General features: G+C 49.5%; 18 protein-coding genes, 1 tRNA gene, 1 other RNA gene and 1 pseudogene. 10 read left to right on the top strand and 11 right to left on the bottom strand.

Annotated elements, in window-relative coordinates; translation table 11 throughout:
* Positions 1-136: 136 nt before the first annotated feature.
* A complete protein-coding gene (locus SGI98_11860) occupies positions 137-3,151 on the bottom strand; it encodes a hypothetical protein (protein MDZ4744098.1) in 3,015 nt (1,004 codons plus the stop codon).
* 283 nt (positions 3,152-3,434) lie between these two features.
* On the opposite strand from SGI98_11860, the gene SGI98_11865 reads away from it, so the two are divergent.
* Entirely contained in the window at positions 3,435-3,872 is a 438-nt protein-coding gene (locus SGI98_11865; GenBank protein MDZ4744099.1) for a hypothetical protein, read from the top strand.
* An 83-nt stretch (positions 3,873-3,955) separates the two neighbouring features.
* On the opposite strand, the gene SGI98_11870 is transcribed toward SGI98_11865, so the two are convergent.
* Complete coding sequence (locus SGI98_11870; GenBank protein ID MDZ4744100.1) at positions 3,956-4,843, bottom strand: histidinol-phosphatase; 888 nt, start codon at positions 4,841-4,843, stop codon at positions 3,956-3,958.
* A 2-nt stretch (positions 4,844-4,845) separates the two neighbouring features.
* A complete protein-coding gene (mutL, locus tag SGI98_11875; GenBank protein ID MDZ4744101.1) occupies positions 4,846-6,699 on the bottom strand; it encodes a DNA mismatch repair endonuclease MutL in 1,854 nt (617 codons plus the stop codon).
* Positions 6,700-6,798: 99 nt separating this feature from the next.
* Between mutL and SGI98_11880 the strand changes: the two genes are divergently transcribed.
* Positions 6,799-7,281, top strand: coding sequence for a CAP domain-containing protein (locus tag SGI98_11880; protein MDZ4744102.1), 483 nt, complete (start codon positions 6,799-6,801; stop codon positions 7,279-7,281).
* Here SGI98_11880 and SGI98_11885 read toward each other — a convergent pair.
* Positions 7,230-8,351 (bottom strand): ATP-binding protein, encoded by a 1,122-nt coding sequence (locus tag SGI98_11885; protein ID MDZ4744103.1) that lies wholly within the window; start codon positions 8,349-8,351, stop codon positions 7,230-7,232. The two genes, SGI98_11880 and SGI98_11885, sit on opposite strands and share 52 nt — an antisense overlap.
* Before the next feature lie 67 nt (positions 8,352-8,418).
* Here SGI98_11885 and SGI98_11890 point away from each other — a divergent pair, with 67 nt between their 5' ends.
* Entirely contained in the window at positions 8,419-9,195 is a 777-nt protein-coding gene (locus tag SGI98_11890; GenBank protein MDZ4744104.1) for an exosortase-associated EpsI family protein, read from the top strand.
* 136 nt (positions 9,196-9,331) lie between these two features.
* Positions 9,332-9,690, top strand: a transfer-messenger RNA (tmRNA) gene (gene ssrA, locus SGI98_11895).
* A gap of 344 nt (positions 9,691-10,034) precedes the next feature.
* Here the strand turns inward: ssrA and SGI98_11900 are convergent.
* Positions 10,035-10,110: transfer RNA gene (locus SGI98_11900), tRNA-Ala, on the bottom strand.
* A 104-nt stretch (positions 10,111-10,214) separates the two neighbouring features.
* On the opposite strand from SGI98_11900, the gene SGI98_11905 reads away from it, so the two are divergent.
* The 5 genes from SGI98_11905 (at position 10,215) to SGI98_11925 (ending at position 14,665) form a co-directional block, all read left to right on the top strand.
* Positions 10,215-11,279, top strand: a complete 1,065-nt coding sequence (locus SGI98_11905) for a sugar phosphate nucleotidyltransferase (protein MDZ4744105.1) — start codon at positions 10,215-10,217, stop codon at positions 11,277-11,279.
* Positions 11,280-11,303: 24 nt separating this feature from the next.
* Positions 11,304-11,738, top strand: coding sequence for a metalloregulator ArsR/SmtB family transcription factor (locus tag SGI98_11910; GenBank protein ID MDZ4744106.1), 435 nt, complete (start codon positions 11,304-11,306; stop codon positions 11,736-11,738).
* Positions 11,739-11,740: 2 nt separating this feature from the next.
* Positions 11,741-12,253, top strand: a complete 513-nt coding sequence (locus SGI98_11915; GenBank protein ID MDZ4744107.1) for an arsenate reductase ArsC — start codon at positions 11,741-11,743, stop codon at positions 12,251-12,253.
* A complete protein-coding gene (gene arsB, locus SGI98_11920) occupies positions 12,250-13,335 on the top strand; it encodes an ACR3 family arsenite efflux transporter (GenBank protein ID MDZ4744108.1) in 1,086 nt (361 codons plus the stop codon). Before SGI98_11915 ends, arsB begins: the two co-directional genes overlap by 4 nt.
* Positions 13,336-13,399: 64 nt before the next feature.
* Positions 13,400-14,665 (top strand): MgtC/SapB family protein, encoded by a 1,266-nt coding sequence (locus tag SGI98_11925; GenBank protein ID MDZ4744109.1) that lies wholly within the window; start codon positions 13,400-13,402, stop codon positions 14,663-14,665.
* Between the two features lie 37 nt (positions 14,666-14,702).
* On the opposite strand, the gene SGI98_11930 is transcribed toward SGI98_11925, so the two are convergent.
* The 4 genes from SGI98_11930 to SGI98_11945 all read right to left on the bottom strand — a co-directional run bounded on the left by SGI98_11930 (position 14,703) and on the right by SGI98_11945 (position 20,299).
* The gene (locus SGI98_11930) at positions 14,703-15,572 is read right to left on the bottom strand and encodes a hypothetical protein (GenBank protein MDZ4744110.1); all 870 of its coding nucleotides are present in this window, start codon (positions 15,570-15,572) and stop codon (positions 14,703-14,705) included.
* Between the two features lie 23 nt (positions 15,573-15,595).
* The gene (secA, locus tag SGI98_11935; GenBank protein ID MDZ4744111.1) at positions 15,596-18,616 is read right to left on the bottom strand and encodes a preprotein translocase subunit SecA; all 3,021 of its coding nucleotides are present in this window, start codon (positions 18,614-18,616) and stop codon (positions 15,596-15,598) included.
* A 77-nt stretch (positions 18,617-18,693) separates the two neighbouring features.
* A complete protein-coding gene (gene pyrE / locus SGI98_11940; GenBank protein ID MDZ4744112.1) occupies positions 18,694-19,260 on the bottom strand; it encodes an orotate phosphoribosyltransferase in 567 nt (188 codons plus the stop codon).
* A 220-nt stretch (positions 19,261-19,480) separates the two neighbouring features.
* Positions 19,481-20,299 (bottom strand): tetratricopeptide repeat protein, encoded by an 819-nt coding sequence (locus SGI98_11945; protein ID MDZ4744113.1) that lies wholly within the window; start codon positions 20,297-20,299, stop codon positions 19,481-19,483.
* Between the two features lie 205 nt (positions 20,300-20,504).
* Between SGI98_11945 and SGI98_11950 the strand changes: the two genes are divergently transcribed.
* The gene (locus SGI98_11950) at positions 20,505-21,509 is read left to right on the top strand and encodes an aldo/keto reductase (protein ID MDZ4744114.1); all 1,005 of its coding nucleotides are present in this window, start codon (positions 20,505-20,507) and stop codon (positions 21,507-21,509) included.
* 3 nt (positions 21,510-21,512) lie between these two features.
* On the opposite strand, the gene SGI98_11955 is transcribed toward SGI98_11950, so the two are convergent.
* Positions 21,513-21,977 carry a GYF domain-containing protein gene (locus SGI98_11955; protein ID MDZ4744115.1) on the bottom strand — a complete coding sequence of 155 codons (465 nt, stop codon included), beginning with the start codon at positions 21,975-21,977 and terminating at the stop codon, positions 21,513-21,515.
* Positions 21,978-22,349 (bottom strand): annotated as a pseudogene (locus tag SGI98_11960) (rhomboid family intramembrane serine protease). It abuts the gene before it with no gap.
* Between the last annotated feature and the right edge of the window lie 8 nt (positions 22,350-22,357).

A 22,357-nucleotide genomic window follows, 5' to 3' on the forward strand; every position in this document is an offset into this window, starting at 1 on the left:
ACACGCGGATTTTCAGTCCGCTGCTCTACCAACTGAGCTACAGTGCCCTCCATGTGGAAAGACCGTCAATCAAACCAAAACCGTTTCTTGAATCAAGAAGAAACATGATCTTTACCGAAAATAAACAACTTTTCACCTATCGTTTGAGACATTCTTTCGTAATCTTGACGACAATATCCATCAAGGAATCATTCTCTAACCACTTAAAACTCGCTAAAGACTCACGTGTGCGCCCATAAACGAAGTATTCCCTGACAAAGTGAAGCCCCCACCCGACTGTCTCCGGACGATCCATAAAAGTCCCCCCGGAGGCGACCCAGTAAATCATGCCTTTACCGTAACGTTTTCGGGTCAATACCGCATTTTTGGTTCCTTTTTGGTATGCGAGCACTTCGGTATCAGCATCCGGACTCGTCGTGATCGCCTGTGAACGGTAAAAACTAAAATCCGACTCTACCGCGTCAAAAAAACGTTTTCCGGACTTTGTATATTCACATTCAATCAGGTCACCCTTGAAATTCCACTCATCCGTATAATCCCCGTTCACCCCCGAGGCCACAGCCAAATCACCACTGCGTTTAAGCACACCTCCATGGTAAAAAAGGAGGAGATTTGCCCCGGCTTGGACTTCCCTCAGGATATAGTCGGATAATTCACCCGCAGGCCGGACAAAGCTGACATTCATGACGATTAGCTGGCCTTCCTTGTCCAGCTCACGAATACGATCTGGATTCCTGAACCAGCGCACGGAACAATCCGCTTTTTCAAGGAGTTTCTTAAGTTTAATCCCTTGATCCATGCACTCGATCAAAATGACATCGTGGGAGCGCTTAAGGTCAGCCTCGATCTGGATCGTGTTCTGGCCGACAGGCAAATCAATCAAGATTGTTTCTTTTTCATCCATGTCCAGCCTCACACGACGACCATTGAGGCTGATATTGATCGGTTCCCCAGCGATCCGGTAAGGCACCCTCACCCGGGCTTTCATTTGCCGTTCGCACTCTACCGTGGTCCGAATACTGGTGGGCTCATAAACCCCGCTCACCCGGGCTCCATTGATCGAACGGATATTTTGCCATGAGATTTTCTGCCCGCGCCATAAGTGCGGGAAATTTAACGCAATATCCACTACATCATTCCAGAGGGAACCGGACACAAATTGCAACGAAAGACTGGAAAGAAAGCTCCCACTCGAGGGGATATAAGGGCTATTGCCCCCAGCATTAGTTTCATAACCACATTCCGTAAAATAGCCAATCCCCGAAATATGTTTCAGTCCACCGTCTTGGAACTCCAAAGCCAAGTCCGGCAGTCCTACTATAGAAAAAGAGGCCGATGTACAAAAATTCCCCCACGCCATCCCAGCATAAGTGCCGAGCAGAGGATTCAAACACACCTCGGGTTCATCAAAAATATGTTTTTCCGGCCCCGGCATGACCATGAATTTTTTGACCAGACGCATATCAGTCCCGTCCCACCATGTACTGAAATCGGCATAAGGCCCAGCCGGGCATAGGTAGGGGAACCACGCATACCACAAATCCGTTTTTTTAAGTTTCACCGGGTTCTTTTGGAAATACTCAGCAATTTGCGCAGCCGTGCGTGTAAGTTTGTCTTTGACCTTCAGGGTATGAGCATATTCCGCATATTTACCCATACAGAGAACAGCCCACATCAAAGTGTCATTCTGCTCCTTGGCATTCAAGGATTCTATCCCCACATCCCCGGCGACGATCCCTTTAAGCTCCCATTTCCGGTCCGCGGTGAATTCAAAGATTTCTTCCGCCAAATAGGTACAAACGGCCTCCAGATAAGGCCACACTCGGGATTTGAGGTCATCCTCCGAGCGGGTCGTCTCGTAGAGGCGGATACAGATTCCTGCATAGGCCAGGCAATTTATATACGCCTTGTCAGAATCCGGATCTGTCGCCGGTTCCCCATCGTGCCAAGTGATCCACATGTGAGGGCGCCCCTTCGGCGCTGCCGTCCTGATTAACCAATCACAGAACTCACGGACGAGACCCGTGTGCCCACAACGTAACATCCCATCCGCCGCATAAAAACTATCCCAGAAAGTGCCCCCGTTAAATTTCCGTGTCCAAAGTGTACCCAGAGGTAACCCGCTGTGCCAATCACCCCCCGCACGCAAGACGTATTGGCTCAAGGCCATCAGGTATTCTTTCTCCTGATGCCCGATCTGGATATCCGCGGCATTCTTAAAAAAGGCATTCCATGAATGGGTGATACTGGCCAAGCCCGCCTGCACCCCTTCCTCGCGCAAATTGCGCGCCCGTGTACGGGCAAAATCCTCACTCTCCGTATCATCCCGGTCAGAACCAAATACCAAGCGGAACCCCGCCCCTAACTTTCGCCCATCCCCTTTCCAATGGAGCCAGATGGAATTCTCCTCCGCACCAGTCTCCGACGTTTCAGATGAAGCCCATGCCCAACTCACATGGATCGGGTTCTTCACCTTGGCTGTCGAGGTCTTGTCCGATGCTTTCCAGCTGCGGTAAACAAACCCGGATTGTTTGACCGATCTCAGCCCCGCTGTATAAATGGCTCTTCCATCACGGAGCTGGTGTTGGCACTTGAGAATCAACTCCACGGAATGGCTGCGGTAATCTTGGGCTTCCGCAGTAAAGGCAAAGTCCGCTTCGACGGAATCCCTGCGCAGGCCGCTCGTCCATTTAAATTTCACCATTCCCATAGTAAAACTCGTCTCGACGATCCCGTCCCGAGGACGGAAAATACGCCTCCGAGCACAAGCATTCTTTAAAATCTCATGCGGCCCATAAAGCACCCCGTCTAGAATCAAATCATACTCGACCCAACCGAAAGGCATCACGGTAAAACTCTTCTCGGGACGGGACGGGTTTAAACCTGCCTCATTATTATAATGGGTGCTGAGTGCCTCATCACGGTAAAGGTGCAAATTCCGTTCGATCGGATAATCCGGACTTTCCATGGCCGCCGTCTCCCGGAAATTTGTCACGCGGGAATTCAGCCCCTGCATCCCGGTAGCATCTACTGAAAGGGTAATTTCGCCCGAACCAAGGTAGACAGGCTGGATGTCGTCTGGCATTTTATGCCACTCTTCGATGACTTGTTCACGGGACAATGAAGTAACAGCAGATTGACGGAAGTTCATATCCCCTAAATTCATGGTTCCCTCCAAAAAGGAAAGAAAAAAGTTTTAACGCGGATTCTTGTTATAAAATCCCCGATCCATAGACTGTCTCATCCTTCCACTGGATGCCATTGCTGAACCCTCTACAAACGCATTAATTTCGACTCGGTATCTCAGGGGTCGTCTTGTCCATCGGGCGACGTAAGCGTGTGACAAAAGCATGATCCACTCCGCGCTCGAGCTCGGATAATCAGACTTTTTGATCTCTTGAAAAATGGACTCCTTTGGTGTAACCTCTTTTCTCATGAGCACACGCACGATTTTTTATTCCCTAATGATCCCGGCTCTTGTCTTGACCCTTTCCATAGGTTGCGATCAAAAGGAGAAAAAAGAAACCATCGGCCAAAAAATCGATAAACTCATCCAATCCACCCAAAAGAAAGTGGACGAAAAAATCGATAAAACCAAAGAAGAACTCGACAAAAAAGTCGATGAGACAAAAACCCGAGTCGATCAATCCCTCAAAGAAATCCAAAAAGCCGATTTTGTCGGACAAGCCCAGAAAAAAGTCGACGAGACCTATCAGGAAACACAAAAACGCCTTGATAAAACTGCCTCAAACCTCCGTAAAGACAAACAAATCTCCGAAGCCTCCGATGAAGAACAAAAACCCGCCAAGTCATCAGATAAAGGCGGCCTGCTCGATCATATCAAGGGTGGGGAAAGAACAAATCCGGATTAATCCGAAAATCTTCTTCTGAATATTATCAAAATAATCATCCGTTCCAAATCGGGAGTGAAAGATATGTTCCTCTGAAAGGGAATTTATTCCGTACTGCAACCTTCGACTAAAAGGCTGGCTGAAGTCAACGATTTGACCCGGCCTTTAAAACGCGCAAATTGCACGGGCAGGCCTAGGTCAGTGATTTGGGCGAAGGTGTCATGGTGCCAGGCGCCGACTTGGTCGGGGGCGTGCGAATCGGAATTAATCTGGAGGGGGATTTCGCGTTCGAGGGCTTTACGGATAATCCACGGGGAAGGAAAAGGTTGTTTATTACCATAACGGCGGCCACTGGTATTAACCTCCATGGGCATGGCACTTTCAGCGATTTGATCAAGGGCGAGGCAAATTGCTTTTTCGAGTTTACCTGACGGGTCACGGGGCCAACCGATGTGCCGGGTGATCACGTCGAAATGCCCGACGATATCATAAGCTTTTGTTTGCGCCATCCCCCGGACCAGCCCAAAATACCGGATCAAGAGCTCTTCCCTCTCCATACCATCCACACGGGAAATCACATCCCAGACCGCACCACGGATCCCCTGCCCATCGTGACCGTTATAGAAATGGACCGAGCCTATGACATAATCAAAGTCTTCCCGGTTAAAAATAGACAAACACTCGCGTAATGTCTGGGGATCTTCGTCATACTCTGCCTCGATCCCATAGAGCACCTCGATTTTCCCGTGCAATTTGCTCCGGGCCATTTGCACGGCTTCCCGGTATTCAGGCAAGGTGCCTTCCTTCATGCGGTAACCCTGATAGTGGGGCTTTGAAATAGGAATGTGGTCTGAGGCACCGATTTGGGTAAACCCGAGTTCAGCCGCCTTCATCGCGTAATCAAGGATATCCCCCTCAGCATGGAAACACCGAAAATTATGGGTATGGTAATCAGTCAAGGGGGCGTGGAGCTTCTTCTTATCTACAGTCATGGTTATATCCGTCCAAATTTCTTTTCAAGTTCCGCCTGCGTCATCAGGATCATGGTCGGTCGCCCGTGCGGGCAGGTATAGGGCAGTTCACACGCGAGCAAATCGCGTACGAGCCTTTCGACTTCGGTCATGGTCAGGAAATCATTTGCCTTCACCGAGGCGCGACAGGCTGCCCGGACGACTTTTTCCTCGCGGTAACGGCGGTCACGGGCCGTTTTTCCCCCTTCCTGCTCCAAGGAATCAATCAAATCCCGGATCATTTCTTTAGGCCCGCGTTTACTCATCCACACAGGCAAAGCATCGATTAGAAAAGTATTTTGTCCAAATTCACTAATCCCGATGCCCGTTTGATTGAGCACTTCCAAGTGGTCGATAAGCACCATGGCATCCCGGGGCTCGACGTGGATCGTCTCGGGGGAGAGGAGCTGTTGTGTCTCGACTTTGTGCAGGGCAAATTGTTTTAGGAGCATTTCGAACATCACACGTTCATGCGCCGCATGCTGGTCGATTAGGACCAGCCCATCGATACTCTCGGCGAGAATATACGTTTTATTAAAAATACCGATGATCCTGAAAAGCCCCCCGGCAGAAACATCCTTATCACCCTCTTTCCATTCGGGACGTGTCGGGGGTCGCCCGGAAAGGGATTCATCCTTGATTTCAGGAAAATCATGGGCCACGTCCTGGGCCTCGGGAATGACCGGGGGTATGCCGTCAACCGGACTAAAAGCTGAAAGGGCCGCAAAAGACTGATTCCTCGTCACCGTCGGAGGTAAACGTCTGCCACCTGCCCCAGCGGAAGCAAGTTGCGGGGGAGCCGGAAAACGGTCGGGAATCGGCGAGGGTAATGTAGATGTTAAAAGGGAGTTATTCGTCACCAGTGTCGCCCGGATCGATTCCACAACGGCCTCCCTGATGGCGGCATCATCCCTGAAACGAACCTCCCTTTTCGACGGGTGGACATTCACATCCACCAAAGCCGGATCCATCTGGAGGAAAAGAATAGCCACAGGATAACGCCCTTTCATAAGGGCATTATGATACCCCTCCTGTAGGGCAAAACTAATTGTCCGACTATCCACCGGACGGCGGTTCACATAAACAATTTGCTCGGACCGGCTGGAACGGCTGACGCCGGGTTGCCCGATAAACCCCGATATTTTGACACCGTAACTCTCGTGTTTGACCTCAAGGAGCTCCTTACAGAAATCCATTCCTTTAAGCTGGCGGATCCTTTCGAGCAAATGATTCGTCGAGGCCAGTTGCCACACGGTGCGTTCATCCTGGATAAAAGTAAAAGCCACATCCGGATGGGCCAATGCCTGATAAAGGATGACCTGCTGCACATGGGATGTCTCGGTATTATCGGATTTAAGGAATTTTTTCCGAGCAGGTACATTAAAAAAAAGCGAACGGATCTCGATATCTGTGCCCACAGCGCAACCACAGGTTTTGACCTGGGTGATTTTTCCGCCTTCGACAGAAATTTCCGTCCCCTCATTTTCCCCGTAAGCACAGGTCCCCAGTTTAAATCGTGAAACACTGGCGATACTCGGGACTGCCTCACCGCGGAAACCGAAAGACCCTATATGTAAGAGGTCTTGTGCGCTTTTGATCTTGCTCGTGGCATGGCGTTCAAGACAGAGCAAAGCATCATCCCGATCCATTCCGTATCCGTCATCCTGGACGCGCATCAGGCTGCGCCCACCTGATTTAATCTCGATCCGGAGCCGTTTTGCCCCGGCATCGAGGGAGTTCTCGACTAACTCCTTCAGCACAGAGGCAGGACGCTCCACCACTTCACCAGCGGCGATTTGGTTAGCGACCACTTCGGATAAAATATTGATACGGCCCATGGGATAAAAAAAACGGCTATGTTTCGGATGAAACCCTTTAATATGTTCATCTAAAAATTTTCCTTAGTCAAACGATTCCTCTTCCCCTATATATCGAGTATGAAAAAAATAATCATTTACCTTTTGATTTCATGCGGGATCACGCTTTGCCTTCATGCACAAACACTTCGATCACAGCCTTCACACGGACCCACTGCGGAAGAAATCCTGCCCTTGATCAATCAGGAACGCAAAACCCGGAATCTCTGTCCTCTGGAGCTGGAGTCAAAACTCGCGGAATTTGCGCAGGCCTGGGCAAAACACATGGCCAAAGAAGATAAAATGTCACACCGCTCAGCGAGCGATTTGATGAATTTCATCGAAAAGAATCAAATGAATAACCTTACAGAGAATGTCGCCTACACGACCGAGCAATGGTCAGCAGAGGATATCGTGGCCATTTGGATGAAAAGCGACGGGCACCGGGCAAACCTGCTCAAGAAAGACTCGACGATTTGTGGGATCGGAACGGCATCAAACGGCAAAAGAAGTTATGCAGTCTTCAACGGGGCGAGGCATGATGTGGTCACCAAGGGTAATTGAATCGTAAAGGTGGTTCCCTTTCCTTCGTGGCTATCCACCGAGATCAACCCGTTATGAGCCTCGATAATCCGTTTGCAGATGGATAACCCCAGTCCAGTGCCCTGTTGTTTGCCCTCTGTGAAAAAGGGTTCGAAAATCTTCGCGATATTCCGGGCCGGTATCCCCTTACCCGTATCGGCGATTTGAATCTTGATTGAATCAAGAGTCGCCCCGGCATTGATCGTGATTTGCCCGCCTTTAGGCATGGCTTCAAATGCATTGGTCACGAGATTCTGGATCACGCGCTCGATTTTACCGTCATCAGCACTAATCACCGGGAGAGGCTCGCTCTGCAAGACAAAATGAATATGGCGTTTCGCAGCTTCCGCCGTAAAAAGCTCCACCGTTTTATTTAATATCCCCTCAATGGGCACAGATTTGATATCCAGCTTTGTCTCACCCCGGCAATAATCCAGTAACTCCCGTGTCATCGCATTCATCCGGCTAATCTGGTCCACCATCATTCTGGCAAGTTTCTTAAGCTCGTGATCAGGACTTCTCTCCTCGAAAATCTGGGCGGCCATTAAAATAGCGGCCATGGGATTTTTGAAATCGTGAACGATCCCTCCGGTCATCTGCCCCACAAGCTTGAGGCGTTCGGATTTCATCATCTCATCGATAAAAAGGTGATCCAAGGAGCGGATACGATCGATAATGATACTGATCAGGTTAACCGCGATTTCGGGATAACGGTTAACGATAATCGCTTGGAATTGGGCCTGGGAGATTTGCCAAAGAATACAGTGACTCACCGTAGTAGCAGTAGCTGAACGGGGTTTCTGGTCCAAAACAGCCATCTCCCCAAAAAAGTCATTTGGCTGTAAAACACTCAATACCTGCTCGCTTGAGCCCGTGGTATTTTTGGTGATTTTGACCTGCCCATCTTCGATGAGGTAGAGACAATCCCCTTTGTCACCTTCACGAAATATGATTTCGCTGGGGGCTAAGTCGATCTTTTGGAATCCCCCTTCGATATTACTCAGAAAATCTTGAGGTACTCCGATGAAGAGCTTATTGTTTGTAAAACTCACAAAATAAGTTTATTAATTTGTTGCCTCCAAGTCAATGGAGTTAAGCTTATAATTTCCATAATCCTATATGAAAAACAACACCGATCCAAAAGAAGAAAAATCAGAGATACAAAATAGTCAAACAACCAAGACTCCGGCAAATAAAAAGAAAGAAATGATCGGTTACATCATTGTCATCGTGATCCTTCTCGGCACGGTCGCCGCTGTAAATCTCATGGGCGAAGTCAAAACGTCGGATCTCCTCTCGGTCAAGCTCCCCTTGCCTTCATTTGTCGGTACGTGGCTCGGCCAACCCGTGCCCGTCAGTGATATGGAAAAAAATATCCTCCCCTCGGATACAATCATTTCAAAATCAGTTTACCGGAATCCCGGTGGGTTCGAAATTTTCGCTACAGCCCTCATCGGAGGCCGCGAAGGCCGCAGTATCCACAGGCCTGAATACTGCCTGCCCGGCCAAGGCTGGACCATCGTCTCCTCGGAGGTGGTGACTCTCGACTCCAAAGCCGCAGCCGAACCGATAAAAGTGACCAAGCTCCTGCTCGAACGCACGGATAAACTCCCCGACGGCAGGGAAATCAAACGCAAACTCATTAACCTCTATTGGTTTGAAGGAAATTTCCGCAAGACTCCCCACCATTGGCAAAGAGTGCTCTGGTCCACCACTGACAAACTCTTTGACCGCATCAACCACCGCTGGGCTTTTTTAACATTCTTCTCCGAAGTCACCGGGATCAACCACGCCCAAGGCCTCAATGAAGCACAGACTGTCGAGCTTATGGACGGGTTCATCGGCCAGATGCGCGGGATGATCGAAGTGCCCGACGACACCCAAACAAAACCTTAACGGATTTTCCCTTCCCGCTCCCTCAAAAAAAACATCATCCGGGTAAGAATCTCTGAATCTCTCATGATTTGAAAGTCCCGCTGGCAATATTTGACAGGTGGTGTACTGTATCCATTAGTTCTTTGAATATTTTGATGGGGCCGAATTGGATTCGACTGGAGTGGCTGACTTTTGTGTGGCAGGTGGAGGACGTCCGTGTTCCTACCTTAAAAAACTCGGGCAAACCATAATGCTAACGAAGAATTAGCTCTCGCAGCCTAGTGTTGCGACGTCTTGACTTGCGATACTCGCTGACAGGTTAAGACGACATTTAGCGAGTTTCATATCACGACTCCCGCCTGTGACGGGTGGTATGAATATCTGAACAGGATCGGGCTTTTTGTCTCGTCAGTGGGTCCGTGAGCAAATCGCCTTAAAACCCTTGATCCGCTAAACTTGTAGAAGCCTTAAGAATGCCATCCCAGGACCGGGGTTCGATCCCCCGCGGCTCCACCATTTTTTTTTTAAAAACCCTTCCAAACTCCCCTCCTTGACTCATTCTAATCGCTGTTCCAAATTTGGGTCTTAGGGAATCAGTGTGGGGGGAAATCATTTGCTGATATTACAGATATACACTTCAAACACTGTTTAATAAGCCTGTTTCGACGATGCTCCGTTCATTTTTCAGTCTCAAGACCCCTATTTCTTTTAGGGGGTCTTGAGACTGGAAAACTCACTGATTTTGTTGGGTTAATATCAATCTTGATGATTTATACTCAATAAAGAATCCCACACGAAAATCTGAAGTCCCCCAAATTTTTTGTCGAGTTACTCTATCCCATACGATTGATCATTGGACTTGGTGGAGATAAGGGGAGTCGAACCCCTGACCTTCTCATTGCGAACGAGACGCTCTACCAACTGAGCTATACCCCCCACTCTTACAGAGACAAAACCAGATGTAACCCATCCACTTTAAAAACTCAAGCTCACATATCTTTAAGTGGCTTTTTCCCGCTCCGCGAGGTACTCTTCCTGACATGAAAGATAACCTCTTCATTTTTATTATGGCCGGGGGCAGCGGGGAACGTTTCTGGCCCCTGAGTCGCCGCCAAAAACCCAAACACTTGCTCCACCTTTTTGGTGAACGCTCCCTGCTCGGGCAAACAGTCGACCGCGTCCGACCCATGGTCCCGCCCGAACGCCTCTTTATCCTGACCAACCATGAACAAGTCGATCCGATCAGGCAGGATCTCCCAGATTTCGCAGCTTCCCAGATCATTGGTGAACCCGAAAAACGCGATACGGCCCCGGCCGTCGCCCTTGCCAATGGAATCGCCCGGGCCATTGGAGGAGAGGATGCGGTCATTGCCCTGCTCACCGCCGACCATGTCATCAGCCCCTCTGAAACCTTCCGTGAAAATCTCGCGGCGGCGGTGCAATTTGCCGCTACTAGTGCTTCCCTCGTGACTTTTGCTATCAAACCCACTTGGGCCAGCCCCGGATTTGGTTATCTCGAGATGGGTGAATCCCTTCCTTCTGAATCCCCCGCTTTTGAGTTTAGAAAATTACTCAGGTTCGTCGAAAAACCAGATCTGGACACGGCCAAAAAATACCTCGAAAATGGTCATTACGCCTGGAACTCCGGAATGTTTTGCTGGAAAATATCCAGTTTTCTCGGGGAGGCCGATAAAAACGCACCGGCTCTTGCCCAGTTTATCCGGGACTTCCCCAAAACCTCCCGAGAAGAATTCATCAAGAATAACTTCGCTAATCTCCCCAAAATCTCGATCGACTACTGCATCATGGAAAAAGCCCGCGATGTCGCCGTCGTCGAAACGAAATTCAAATGGGATGATGTCGGAGCTTGGACAGCGATTCCTGATCATTTCGCCCCGGACACACAAGGCAATACCGTCGTCGGGCAAATTGCTCAGATCGACTCTTCAGACAATATTGTTTTCTCCAAGGATAAAACCGTCGCGCTGTGCGGCGTGGATAACCTCGTGGTGGTGACCACTGAAGATGCCGTGCTCATCTGCCATAAAGACCGCGTCCAGGACATCAAAAAGCTCCTATCCCAATTACCCGATACACTCAAATAGTATTCCCCTAAAGGAATATTCCTCTTGCGGAATAAACTAAAACCTGTTTCATTCGTCATCCTCGTGAAACTGGTCGGCATTTATCATTGTCTCTGTGACGAAACACGGTTAAGGATCCTCAATCTCCTTTTCCAAGGTCCGCTTTGTGTCTGTCACATCCAAGACACCCTCGCCCTGCGCCAAGTCAATGCCTCGAAACACCTCCATTACCTGAAGAAAAACGGTCTGGTCGAGTCGTCGCGTTGTGGGAACTGGGTCATGTACGCCTTGCCCGCGCATCCGGGGGAATCACTCCGCAAAAACCTGGAATGTTTACAAGACTGTCTCTTGAGCGAAAAGCTTTTCTCTGATGATCTTAAGGTCCTGCGCAAATTGCGCGGCCCCGGCCAAATGCCGTGTGGACCGGGCAAAACCGCGGGTAAATCCCCCAAACCAATCAATACCCTAAAAGGATCATGATTATGTCCACGAGCGAACAAGTACCTTATAAAATTCTCTTCCTGTGCACGGGAAATAGTGCCCGCAGCATCATGGCTGAATACCTGATGAAACGCCTCAGTAAAAATAAATTTGAAGCTTATAGTGCCGGCTCACATCCCACAGGGAAAGTGAATCCCTTAGCCATGAAAACACTCCAGGAAATCTATAAAATCGAGGTGAATGATGCGAGGAGCAAATCCTGGGATGAATTCAAAGACACAAAATTCGATTTTGTCATCACTGTCTGTGATAATGCCCGTGAATCATGTCCCGTCTGGCCAGGTCAACCCATCATCGCCCATTGGGGTTCGGAAGACCCGGCTGCCGTGGAAGGAAGTGACGAGCAAAAGAAACGGGCCTTCTTCAGGATTTCCCAGGAAATCTACCGCCGCTTAGACATCTTCACGAACCTTCCCTTCCATACCTTTGATAAACTCAAACTCGCCGAGATCACAAAGGCAATCGCCCAAGAAAAAGCCTCCTCCCCTTCATGAAGAGAGAAATTTACAAATCCCTCTCATTTATTGACCGTTTCCTACCCCTTTGGATATTCCTCGCCATGGGGGCGGGAATCCTGCTCGGTCAAGTATTCCCGGCCATAGGCCCCGCCTTGGATAAATTCCAAATCCTCGGGGTGAGTACCCCGATCGCCATCGGTCTCCTTTGGATGATGTATCCCCCGCTGGCGAAGGTGAAATATGAAAAACTTGGTGAATTTAAATCGGAAGGCCGCCTTTTTTCCCTTTCACTCCTGTTAAATTGGGTCATCGGCCCCGTCCTCATGTTTGTCCTAGCTTGGATTTTTCTTTTTGATATGCCTGAGTACCGTACCGGGCTCATCCTGACCGGACTGGCACGTTGTATCGCCATGGTCCTGATCTGGAATACACTCGCTAAAGGCAGCAATGAAGTCGCTGCTGTCTTGGTCGCCTTAAATTCCGTTTTCCAGATCCTGATGTATTCATTCCTCGGTTATATCTTCCTGACATGGATACCCGGATTTTTCGGAATACCCGGTCTCGTGGTGAATATCTCCATGCTCGAAATCGCTAAAAACGTCGTTATTTTCCTCGGTCTCCCTCTCCTCGCCGGATTCCTCACTCGGACTATCCTCGTAAAGAACAAGGGTGAGAAATGGTATGAATCCACATTCCTCCCAAAAATCGGGCCCACAGCCTTGATGGGACTTCTTTATACGATCGTACTGATGTTCTCGATGCAAGGGGGGAAAATCGTAAACCTACCGTATGATGTTTTCCGGATTGCGGTTCCCCTGGTTGTTTATTTTGCCATCATGTGGACCACCTCATTTTTCCTCGCCCGGAAAATGGGGTTTAACTACAGCCAGACCACGTCCATCGCCTTTACGGCTACTGGCAATAACTTTGAACTGGCCATTGCGGTGGCCATCGGCCTTTTCGGGATTGGTTCCGGTGTCGCCCTCGCTGCTGTCGTCGGCCCCCTTATCGAAGTTCCCGCCCTTGTCGCATTGGTTTATGTCTCGCTGTGGGCGCGCCGGTTTTTCCCTGGCGAAAAGGACGGGGAGCAAATCCTCACCACGAGCACCTGTCGGTAATCCGGTTCGCTCCCCAGAAAATTCCCCTTGCCCGCACAAATTGCGCGGGTGTATATTAGGGGCAATGTTGGATACACTTTCATCACTGGTCAGTCCCGATGTGTTTAAAGTTTTCCTGACACTATTCTTGAGTTTCCTCATAGGACTGGAACGTGAAGACCATAAGTCGAATTCCGGGGATTACGCCTTTGGCGGCATCCGCACATTCCCCCTGATCGGCCTCACGGGTTTTGCTCTCGCCTATCTTTCTGATGAATCCCCCCTCCCCTTTACAGCTGGGTTCCTCGTGGTCGGGGGACTCATGATGTTATCTTTCAAGCATAAACTCAGCACGACAAAATCCGCAGGAATGACCTCCGAGGTCGCAGGGCTGACCACCTATGTCCTCGGTGCACTTGTTTTTTACGAGCATTACTGGCTCTCCTCCACCATTGCCATCCTCGGAGTCCTCTTGCTGGAACTCAAAGACGGCCTGGGAAACCTTGTAAAAAAATTCCCTCGGGCAGATGTGGTCACCTTTACAAAATTCCTCGTTTTAACCATCGTCATCCTCCCTATCGTACCTAACCAAAATTTTGGCCCGTATGAATTCAACCCCTTTAAAATGTGGTTAATCGTGGTCGCTGTCAGCACGATCTCCTATGGGAGTTATTTACTCCAGCTCTGGGCTAAAGGCCGGGGCGGGATCGCCCTAAGCGCCTTACTTGGCGGGGCGTACTCCTCGACAGCGACCACTGTCTCCCTCGCACGGCAATCAGCAGGGATATCGGAAAATACCGCTTTTGCTGGGGGAATCCTGATGGCTTCAGGAGTGATGTACCTACGCATCGTTATCCTGCTTGCCCTGTTTAACCCTTCGCTCCCCCGGCCACTAAGTTATTATTTTCTATTTTTATCCGCTGGAGCTATTTGTTTCGGGTGGTTCTGGATTTCTCAAAAAATGAGCAAACAGGGGGATGCCAGCCTTGAAATCAAAAACCAGAATCCTCTGGCTTTATCTGCCGCCTGCATCTTTGCGGCACTCTTTGTAGGTATGCTTATCCTGACCTATTACACACTGCAATTTGCGGGGAATGCCGGGGTCGTGATTTTAGCGGCCATCATGGGGACAATCGACGTGGACCCTTTTATCCTCGGGATATCCCAATCCACCGGTCAAGGTATCGACCCCATGATCTCATCAATGGGCATTTGTGTGGCAGCCTCATCAAATAATATCATGAAAGGAATCTACGCCCTTTTCTTTTCTCGGAATCAAACCGGGAAAAAAAGCCTTATCTTTCTGATCATCCTTGCTGTACTCGGTCTGCTCCCCCTGTTTTTCCTCTAGGGGGGTGAAATCTCCGAGCAAAAGAGGCATTTAAGCTCTAGAGCAATTTGCTTTTTTTCCACAGGACGAGGTTTTTGTCCCAGAGCTTCTGGAGTTCATCTTTCATGAATTTGACTTCATCCCAGAGGGTCGCAAAACCGTCGAGGCCGTAGCCGGGAGGGGGTAATTGTTCGGGGTTAGCATAGAGGACTTCCCCACCCTTGGCACCTTTAAGCCAGCACTTGAGTAATTCATCAGCAAAAGCCAGATAATCTTTTCCTTCTGGAGTCAACTTACCTTTCTGGTCGATCACAGGCACCTGACAGTGGTGACCATTAAAGGAGCGGAAATGGAGCTGGCGGGCAAGTTGCACCAGATCAGGATGATCAAGTAAACGGTTCGCGAATGGTGGATAAACGTGTTTGACCAAGGCAATGTGGGAGAAATCGAAACAAAACCGTAATTTATTCCCTGTTTTTTTCAAGTAGAGGTCTGCAATCTCATAGGTCTTTTCCGGTGTCTCAGTGCAGGTGTCGCGGTGGACTTCCAGATCAAGCTCCAGACCGAGTTTACCGGCAAGTTTCTCCATTTTGATCCATGTTTCCACGGCCACCTTTGGCGGTGTATCATGATCCCATAGCTGGACATTGACCCGTGAAGGTTTCATCGAGAGGGCTTTCTGGAGGGACTCGACATAAGTCTGATCCTTCGCATCGACGTAAGCGATACGTTCCATCCCTAGCTCCGCCGTCGCCTGCAAGAGCTCAGGATTTGGCCAAGGTCCGACCGCTTTAAAACCGGCTTTTTTAATCGTTTCCACACACTGCCGGATAGTGGGTTTGACTTTCGCCCCCGACCAGTCACGCACGGTAAAGTCGAAGGTGAAAAAACGAATTTCAGGGGGGATACCATTATTTTTCATACTCATAAGGGGGTGATTTTTGATGGTTTTTATTGGAATTTACAGCTGTCGAGACCTTCTTTGCCACAACAATTCTTAAACTTCAGGACATTGCCTTGATCATTCTTTTTGCCCTTAGGGCAGGCATCATTGCGATTAATCTTTGGCCCTTCACGGCGGACAGGCGCGGATTTAATGGCCTCACTGACGGTTTCCTCATTGGCTTTTGTCGGCCCTGCACCTGAAGATTGTGACTCAGGGGCTGCATCACCAAATGCGGAGATTTGTTGATGGATCATTTTCTGCGGTAAAGCAGAAAGGAACTTCTCAAAGGCCATCAGGCTGGTAGCTGAACGGAATATGTTACTGACTATTTCGGATTTTGATTGGGCCCACATCACGCTGAACATTTCGAAGGCTTCCTTTTTGTATTCCACGAGGGGATCACGCTGGGCATAAGCACGGAGATGGATTCCCCCGCGCAGGCCATCCATTCCATAAAGGTGTTCCTGCCAGAGCTTATCGATGGCGGACAAAACCGTGTAGCGCTCGAGCTGTTTGAGAGACTCCGGATCCTCATATTTTTCTTTGAGGGAATAAGCTTCTTGGACTTTCGAGATCACCCATTCGACCACTTCATCCTTGTTCTTCTTATCCCAATCGACATCGGAGGCTTCCAGATTCAACGGGAATGTGACATTAACCCATCCGATAATATCTTCCTTGGCGGATTCACTGACCAGTCCGTCCTCGGTGAGGTAAAGCTCTGTAACCTTCGCCTCAAGAACCTCCTCCACAGCCTCAAAGATAAAATGCCGGGGGTCCTCAGCGATCAGGATTTCATTGCGATACCCGTAAACGATTGTCCGCTGCTGGTTCAGGACGTCGTCATATTCCAAGGTCCGTTTACGCTGGGTGAAATGGTGTTGCTCGACACGTTTCTGGGCTGTCTCCACCGATTTATTTAACCAAGGATGCTGGAGCTCCTCCCCATCCTTAAAGCCAAAACGCTCCATCAGGGAGGTCATTTTCTCCGACGCACCAAAAAGCCTCATCAGATCATCTTCAAATGAAACAAAGAAACGGGATGTCCCGGGATCACCTTGACGCGCGCAACGTCCGCGCAGCTGACGGTCAATACGGCGCGATTCATGCCGCTCGGTCCCGATCACATACAGGCCACCCACATCATCCACGCCCTTAGCGAGCTTAATATCAGTTCCGCGTCCTGCCATATTCGTGGCGATCGTAACGGAGCCGGAATGCCCTGCCCGGGCGACGACCTCGGCTTCGGATTGGTGGAATTTCGCATTCAGGACCGTATGGGGAACCCCATCACGTTTGAGCATTCGCGAGATGAGCTCGGAAACCTCTACAGCAATGGTTCCTACAAGGATAGGCTGCTTGCGTTCATAGGCTGTTTTAATCTCCTTGAGGATCGCATTATATTTCTCCCGTTTGGTCTTATAAAGCACATCATTATTGTCTTTGCGCACACAGATACGGTTCGCGGGAATGACCACAACATCCATTTTATAGATTTCTTTGAATTCAGCGGCATCCGTCTCAGCCGTTCCTGTCATCCCTGCGAGTTTCCCATAAAGGCGGAAATAATTCTGGATGGTGACCGTGGCGTAGGTCTGGGTTTCTTCCTCGATACTCACGCATTCCTTCGCTTCGACCGCTTGGTGTAGACCATCGCTCCAACGGCGTCCGGAGAGGACACGCCCGGTGAATTCATCCACGATCTGGACTTTATTATCTTGGACGACATAATGAACATCTTTTTCGTAGATGCAATACGCACGCAGAAGCTGTCCTACACAGTGAATCCTCTCATTCACCTCATCATAGGCTTTTTGAATGACCTGCTTACGCTGGACACGTTCCTGCGGGGTGATATCAGTGACATTATCCAGATCAGCGAGCTCCTTGATCATGTCAGGAAGGGTAAAGGCATGTTCATCCCCCGGATTGATCGATTGCCGTCCATTTTCGGTTAGGTTAACCTCGAAACTTTTTTCTTCCACAGTGAAGAGCATTTCTTCTTTCAGCTCGAAAAATCTCTCTTTCATCGTGTCGTTGTAATAGAAAAGCTCGCTCTTTTCCGACGCCTTACGGCTGGAGGTTTCTTCAAGCATCTTGAGCAGGCGCCGGCTCTTGGGCATGCCTAAACGCGCTTTGTAAAGTAGGCGACCAATATCGGAGGTATTCGCCTTTTTGGCGATCAATTCATCCACCTCGTTCAGTATCGCGTTTACCAGTCGGATTTGTTCCTGCACTAATCGCTCGACCATGGGTTTATAACGGTCAAACTGATGGTCTTGGGAAACTGCGGCGGGTCCGGAAATAATCAGAGGAGTCCTGGCCTCATCGATCAAAATACTGTCCACCTCATCGACAATCGCAAAATAATGTCCCCGCTGGACCTGGGCCTCCTTGGTTGTGGCCATGCTATTATCGCGTAAGTAATCAAAACCGAATTCACTATTCGTCCCGTAGGTAATATCCCTCTGATACTGTTCCTTCCGTGTGGGTCCACGCAAATCATGCTGGAGACAGCCGACCGTCAAGCCGAGGAATTGGTAAAGGGAGCCCATCCACTCCGAGTCACGGGAAGCCAGATAATCATTAACCGTGACGACATGCACACCCCGGCCCGTCAGGGCATTCAGGTAAACGGGCAAGGTCGCCACAAGGGTTTTTCCTTCCCCAGTACCCATTTCAGCGATCCGTCCACTATGGAGCGCCATACCACCGATGAGCTGGACATCGAAATGGATCATTTCCCACGGCAGTTCATAACCCCGGACATTGATGACTTGTTTGCCCTCGGTAAAACGCCGAGCAGCATTTTTTACCGCAGCAAAAGCCTCAGGCAAAAGCTGGTCCAAAGTCTCACCCTTCACATAACGGGCCTTAAACTCCTCCGTCTTGGCCCTGAGCTGCTCATCAGTCAATGATCGGTAACCCTCCTCAAACTGGTTGATAATGGGAACCATCGGTTCGAGTCTGCGCACTTCACGCTGATTTTTTGTACCAAGAATTTTTTTAATAATCCACTTAAGCATAAGCCCGAAAATCTCTCGTAAATCGGCGGAGAGTTCAACCTAAATTACTCCTGCGGAAGGTTTGTCGTGGAGAAGGCCTATTTGCTCCCCGGTTTGGTGGCCGGGGTTTTTTTCAAGTCTTCAGGCAAATTGTCCGGATCAAATGTCTCGACTTCTAGGCTCAGCAGACTCTTGAAGGGAATCCCGAAAGAGGCCTTCCCATTTGAACGGTCCACTAAGGAAGCCACGGCCACCACATCCCCGCCGAGCCCCCGGATAATGTCAATGGTTTCCTGTGCACGTCCGCCTTTGGTAATCACATCCTCGACCACGAGGATTTTTTCCCCCTGTCGGATTTTGAACCCGCGGCGCATGACGAGCGAACCCTCTTCCTTCTCCACAAAAATAAAACGTTTTTTGAGCTGACGGGCGACCTCCTGCCCTATCACAAGGCCTCCCATGGCGGGGGCGACAACCGTTTCGATCTCCACTCCTGCGCAAAGTGCGGCGAGTGCATTCCCGAGTCGCTCCACCACAGGCATTTCCTGGAGCACGAGTGCACATTGGAAAAACTGGCGGCTGTGCAGGCCTGAACGCAATACAAAATGCCCTTCCAGCAAAGCGCCGGAAGCCTTAAAAATCTGAATAATCTCCTCACGTGTCATACGCGCAATTTGCCCACAAAACATTTTCCCCGTCACGCGTATTTTTTACGGGACATTTACCCCGATCGTCAAGCAGACTCTGGCCCCCATACGTCCTGCACGATTTATGGTGTAAATGGATTATCTCACCGGCCAGCTCTCTCGCTCTCCTACGTCCGGAGGCCACGGATAACGCTGGTTTCATCTCCGATTTGGGCTCCCATTTTTTGTCCGGACCTTCCTATTTGGCCGGGAGGTCTTCCTCGACGAGAATCGGCGGGGGTTCGTTTTCCTGCTTCAGTTTCACTTGTTCGAGAACCTGTTTGCAACGTTCCTTGGCCAGCACAGACATTTTCCCGTCGAGCTCCTTCTCGATGATAGCAATGGGTTCTTTGGCTGATTTCACCCCTCCGGCCAATGCTGTGTAAAACCAAAAAAGGGCTTCTTCCTTGTTTTTTCCGACCCCGATGCCTTCCGCATAACAAACGGCCAGATTATTCTGAGCCTCGGGCACTCCTTGGAGAGACGCCAAACGGAACCATTCCACCGCCTCCTTTTCATTGGCTTCGGTCCCTACCCCGCGCAAGCAACGGAGGGCGATGTTATATTGGGCAGAGGGATCACCCTGTTCGGCTGCGGCATAAAACCATTTAAAAGCCTCATTTTTATCCTGAGCTACCCCGATGCCGGCATCATAATAGAGGGCCATCATGGTCTGGGCTTCAGTCAGGCCTTGTTTGGCGGCTTTGGTAAACCATTCCGCCGCGATTTTATCATTTTTTTCGAGGCCCACACCTTTGGAATAACAAACACCTAAGAGTAATTGGGCTTCAGGGATTCCTTTTTCCGCTGCAAACTGGAAAAATCCCACAGCCTCTTCCTGATCTTTAGCGACCCCGTCCCCGCGGAAGTATTTTAATCCTACTTGATATTTGGCTTGGGCATCGTCTTCTTCCGCCCTTTTTAAAAGGTCGGGGCTGATCTCCGCATGTAAGCACGTGACCACAAAGAGTCCTGTCATTAGGACCATCCATTTTAGCAGTGTTTTTACTTGGGCCATGATTTGGGAGAAAGTATCCGGTCTCTTTTCTATACACCCCACCCCGTTTCTCAAGCCCAAAGAGATACAGTTCCCCCCAAAGGAAAGACTAGAACTAGTCCAGACCGGACTATCCAAAACCTGTGAATCAGCATGGTTATTATCATTTCACCCATTACTACGCCGCAATACATCCTCTCCAAAGTCTTTTTATTGACTTCTCGACATGTCACACGAGCATGGGCGTATGAATTACCGTGAGATAGCGAAAACAGGGGTCAAGGTTTCGGAAGTTTCATTCGGCTGCTGGACGATGGGCGGCATTAATTTCACACCCACTGGTCAATCCGTCGGTTGGGCGCGACCCGATGAAAATGAAATCAGCGAGGCAATTTGCGCCGGGCTGGATGCCGGGGTGAACCATTTTGATAACGCGGACATTTACGGTAATGGCAAGGCCGAACGCATGCTGACCCGCGTCCTCAAAAAGCTCGGACGCAAGTCTGAGACACTCATCATCGCGACCAAGGTCGGGCATTTTGCAGGAACAGCTGAACACGCCTACCATCCCTTCCACATCAAACGGCAGTTTGAACAAAGCCTGATCAATCTCGGGCGCGACTATATCGACATCTATTATTTCCACCACGGAGACTTTGGAAAAGACGACCGGTATCTCGACGGTGCGGTCAAGGTAATGGACGAACTCCATTCGGAGGGAAAGATCCGGGTCAAAGGACTCAGTGCCTACTCCAGTGCGGACTTTACCCGGCTCGTCCCTGTGATTAAACCGCACGTCCTGCAAAGCTGGGCCCACGCCCTCGATGACCAATTCATCCGAGAGGATTCAGAAGTCGATCACCTACTCAAAGTCCAAGGACTGTCTTTTGTCGCTTTCAGCCCTCTGGCTCAAGGCATTTTACTCGACAAATATGATCCGGATAAACCCGTGAAATTTGAAGCCGGCGACAACCGCCAGAATGGTTACTGGTTCCAGCCAGACAATTTGCGCAAGCTCAAACCAAAGCTCTCCACCCTGAAGGAAAGATTTGGCTCGACCCCCGAGCAACTTGCGCGGATGTCCCTGCAATACGTCCTGCACAACCCCCGGGTGGCGTGTGTTATCCCCGGCTTCCGCAATTTGCACCAAGCCCAATGTAATATTAGTGCCAGCCATCCCCCTCTCACCGATGATGATATTAGATTCATCAGCGACACACTTAAAAAATAACCCTCAGGATTCAAACTCGAAATAGTCCCTCATGAGCACCCAATCATTCTCTTCGGGTGCATAAACCCAATCATCCACAGTGAGACTACCTGAAGCGATCGCTTCTCCTATTTGTGCCGCAGTGAAGGGACCGGTCTGCATCCCATTGGCATGGCAATGATATGATTTTTCTCCTATTCCACTCATTTCCTCCCCACCCGTCTTTTCAGGAATCGGCTCCTTTTCAGTATTCACTTTTTCCTGCTTACTCTTGATAAACTCCAGGAACTTGAGTGATTCCCTTTTTTCCGGCAAGGCGGCTCCTGCCCTTATGACCGGAGAAATATGCATGTAGGGATTTGACGCTGGCATGGACGTGCGGATACGCTCACTCTTTTCCATTTTTTTACCACTGTACTTTACATTCCAATAATCAACCATTGTCTCATTATCATCCTCGCTCAGGACTAAAACCTTATATTTTAACATCAAAAATGCACAAAGCACGCCGATCAAAAAACCTCCTAAGTGAGCCCAATAAGCAATAATCCCCCAGCCTAAAACTGCTCCGATGATATCCGACAAAAACCAAAGTCCGATCAACCATATTCCCGCCACTTCAAAAGTCCCCATTCTCAACATAAAAAACCACCAACACTCAATCGGGTTATACGGGTAAAGGATGAAATAAAAACCAATCATCCCATTAATCGCGCCACTGGCACCGACCGCAGGCATATCACTGAATAGCAGGTGTGTAATGGAAGCAAAAATACCGAAGGCAAAATATAATCCTAAATAGCGCAAATTACCCACATTGGCACAAATAGCATTACCAAATATCCAAAGATAAAGCATATTCCCCGCTA

The sequence above is a fragment of the Verrucomicrobiota bacterium genome, from assembly GCA_034440155.1.
Taxonomy (GTDB): Bacteria; Verrucomicrobiota; Verrucomicrobiia; order JAWXBN01; family JAWXBN01; genus JAWXBN01.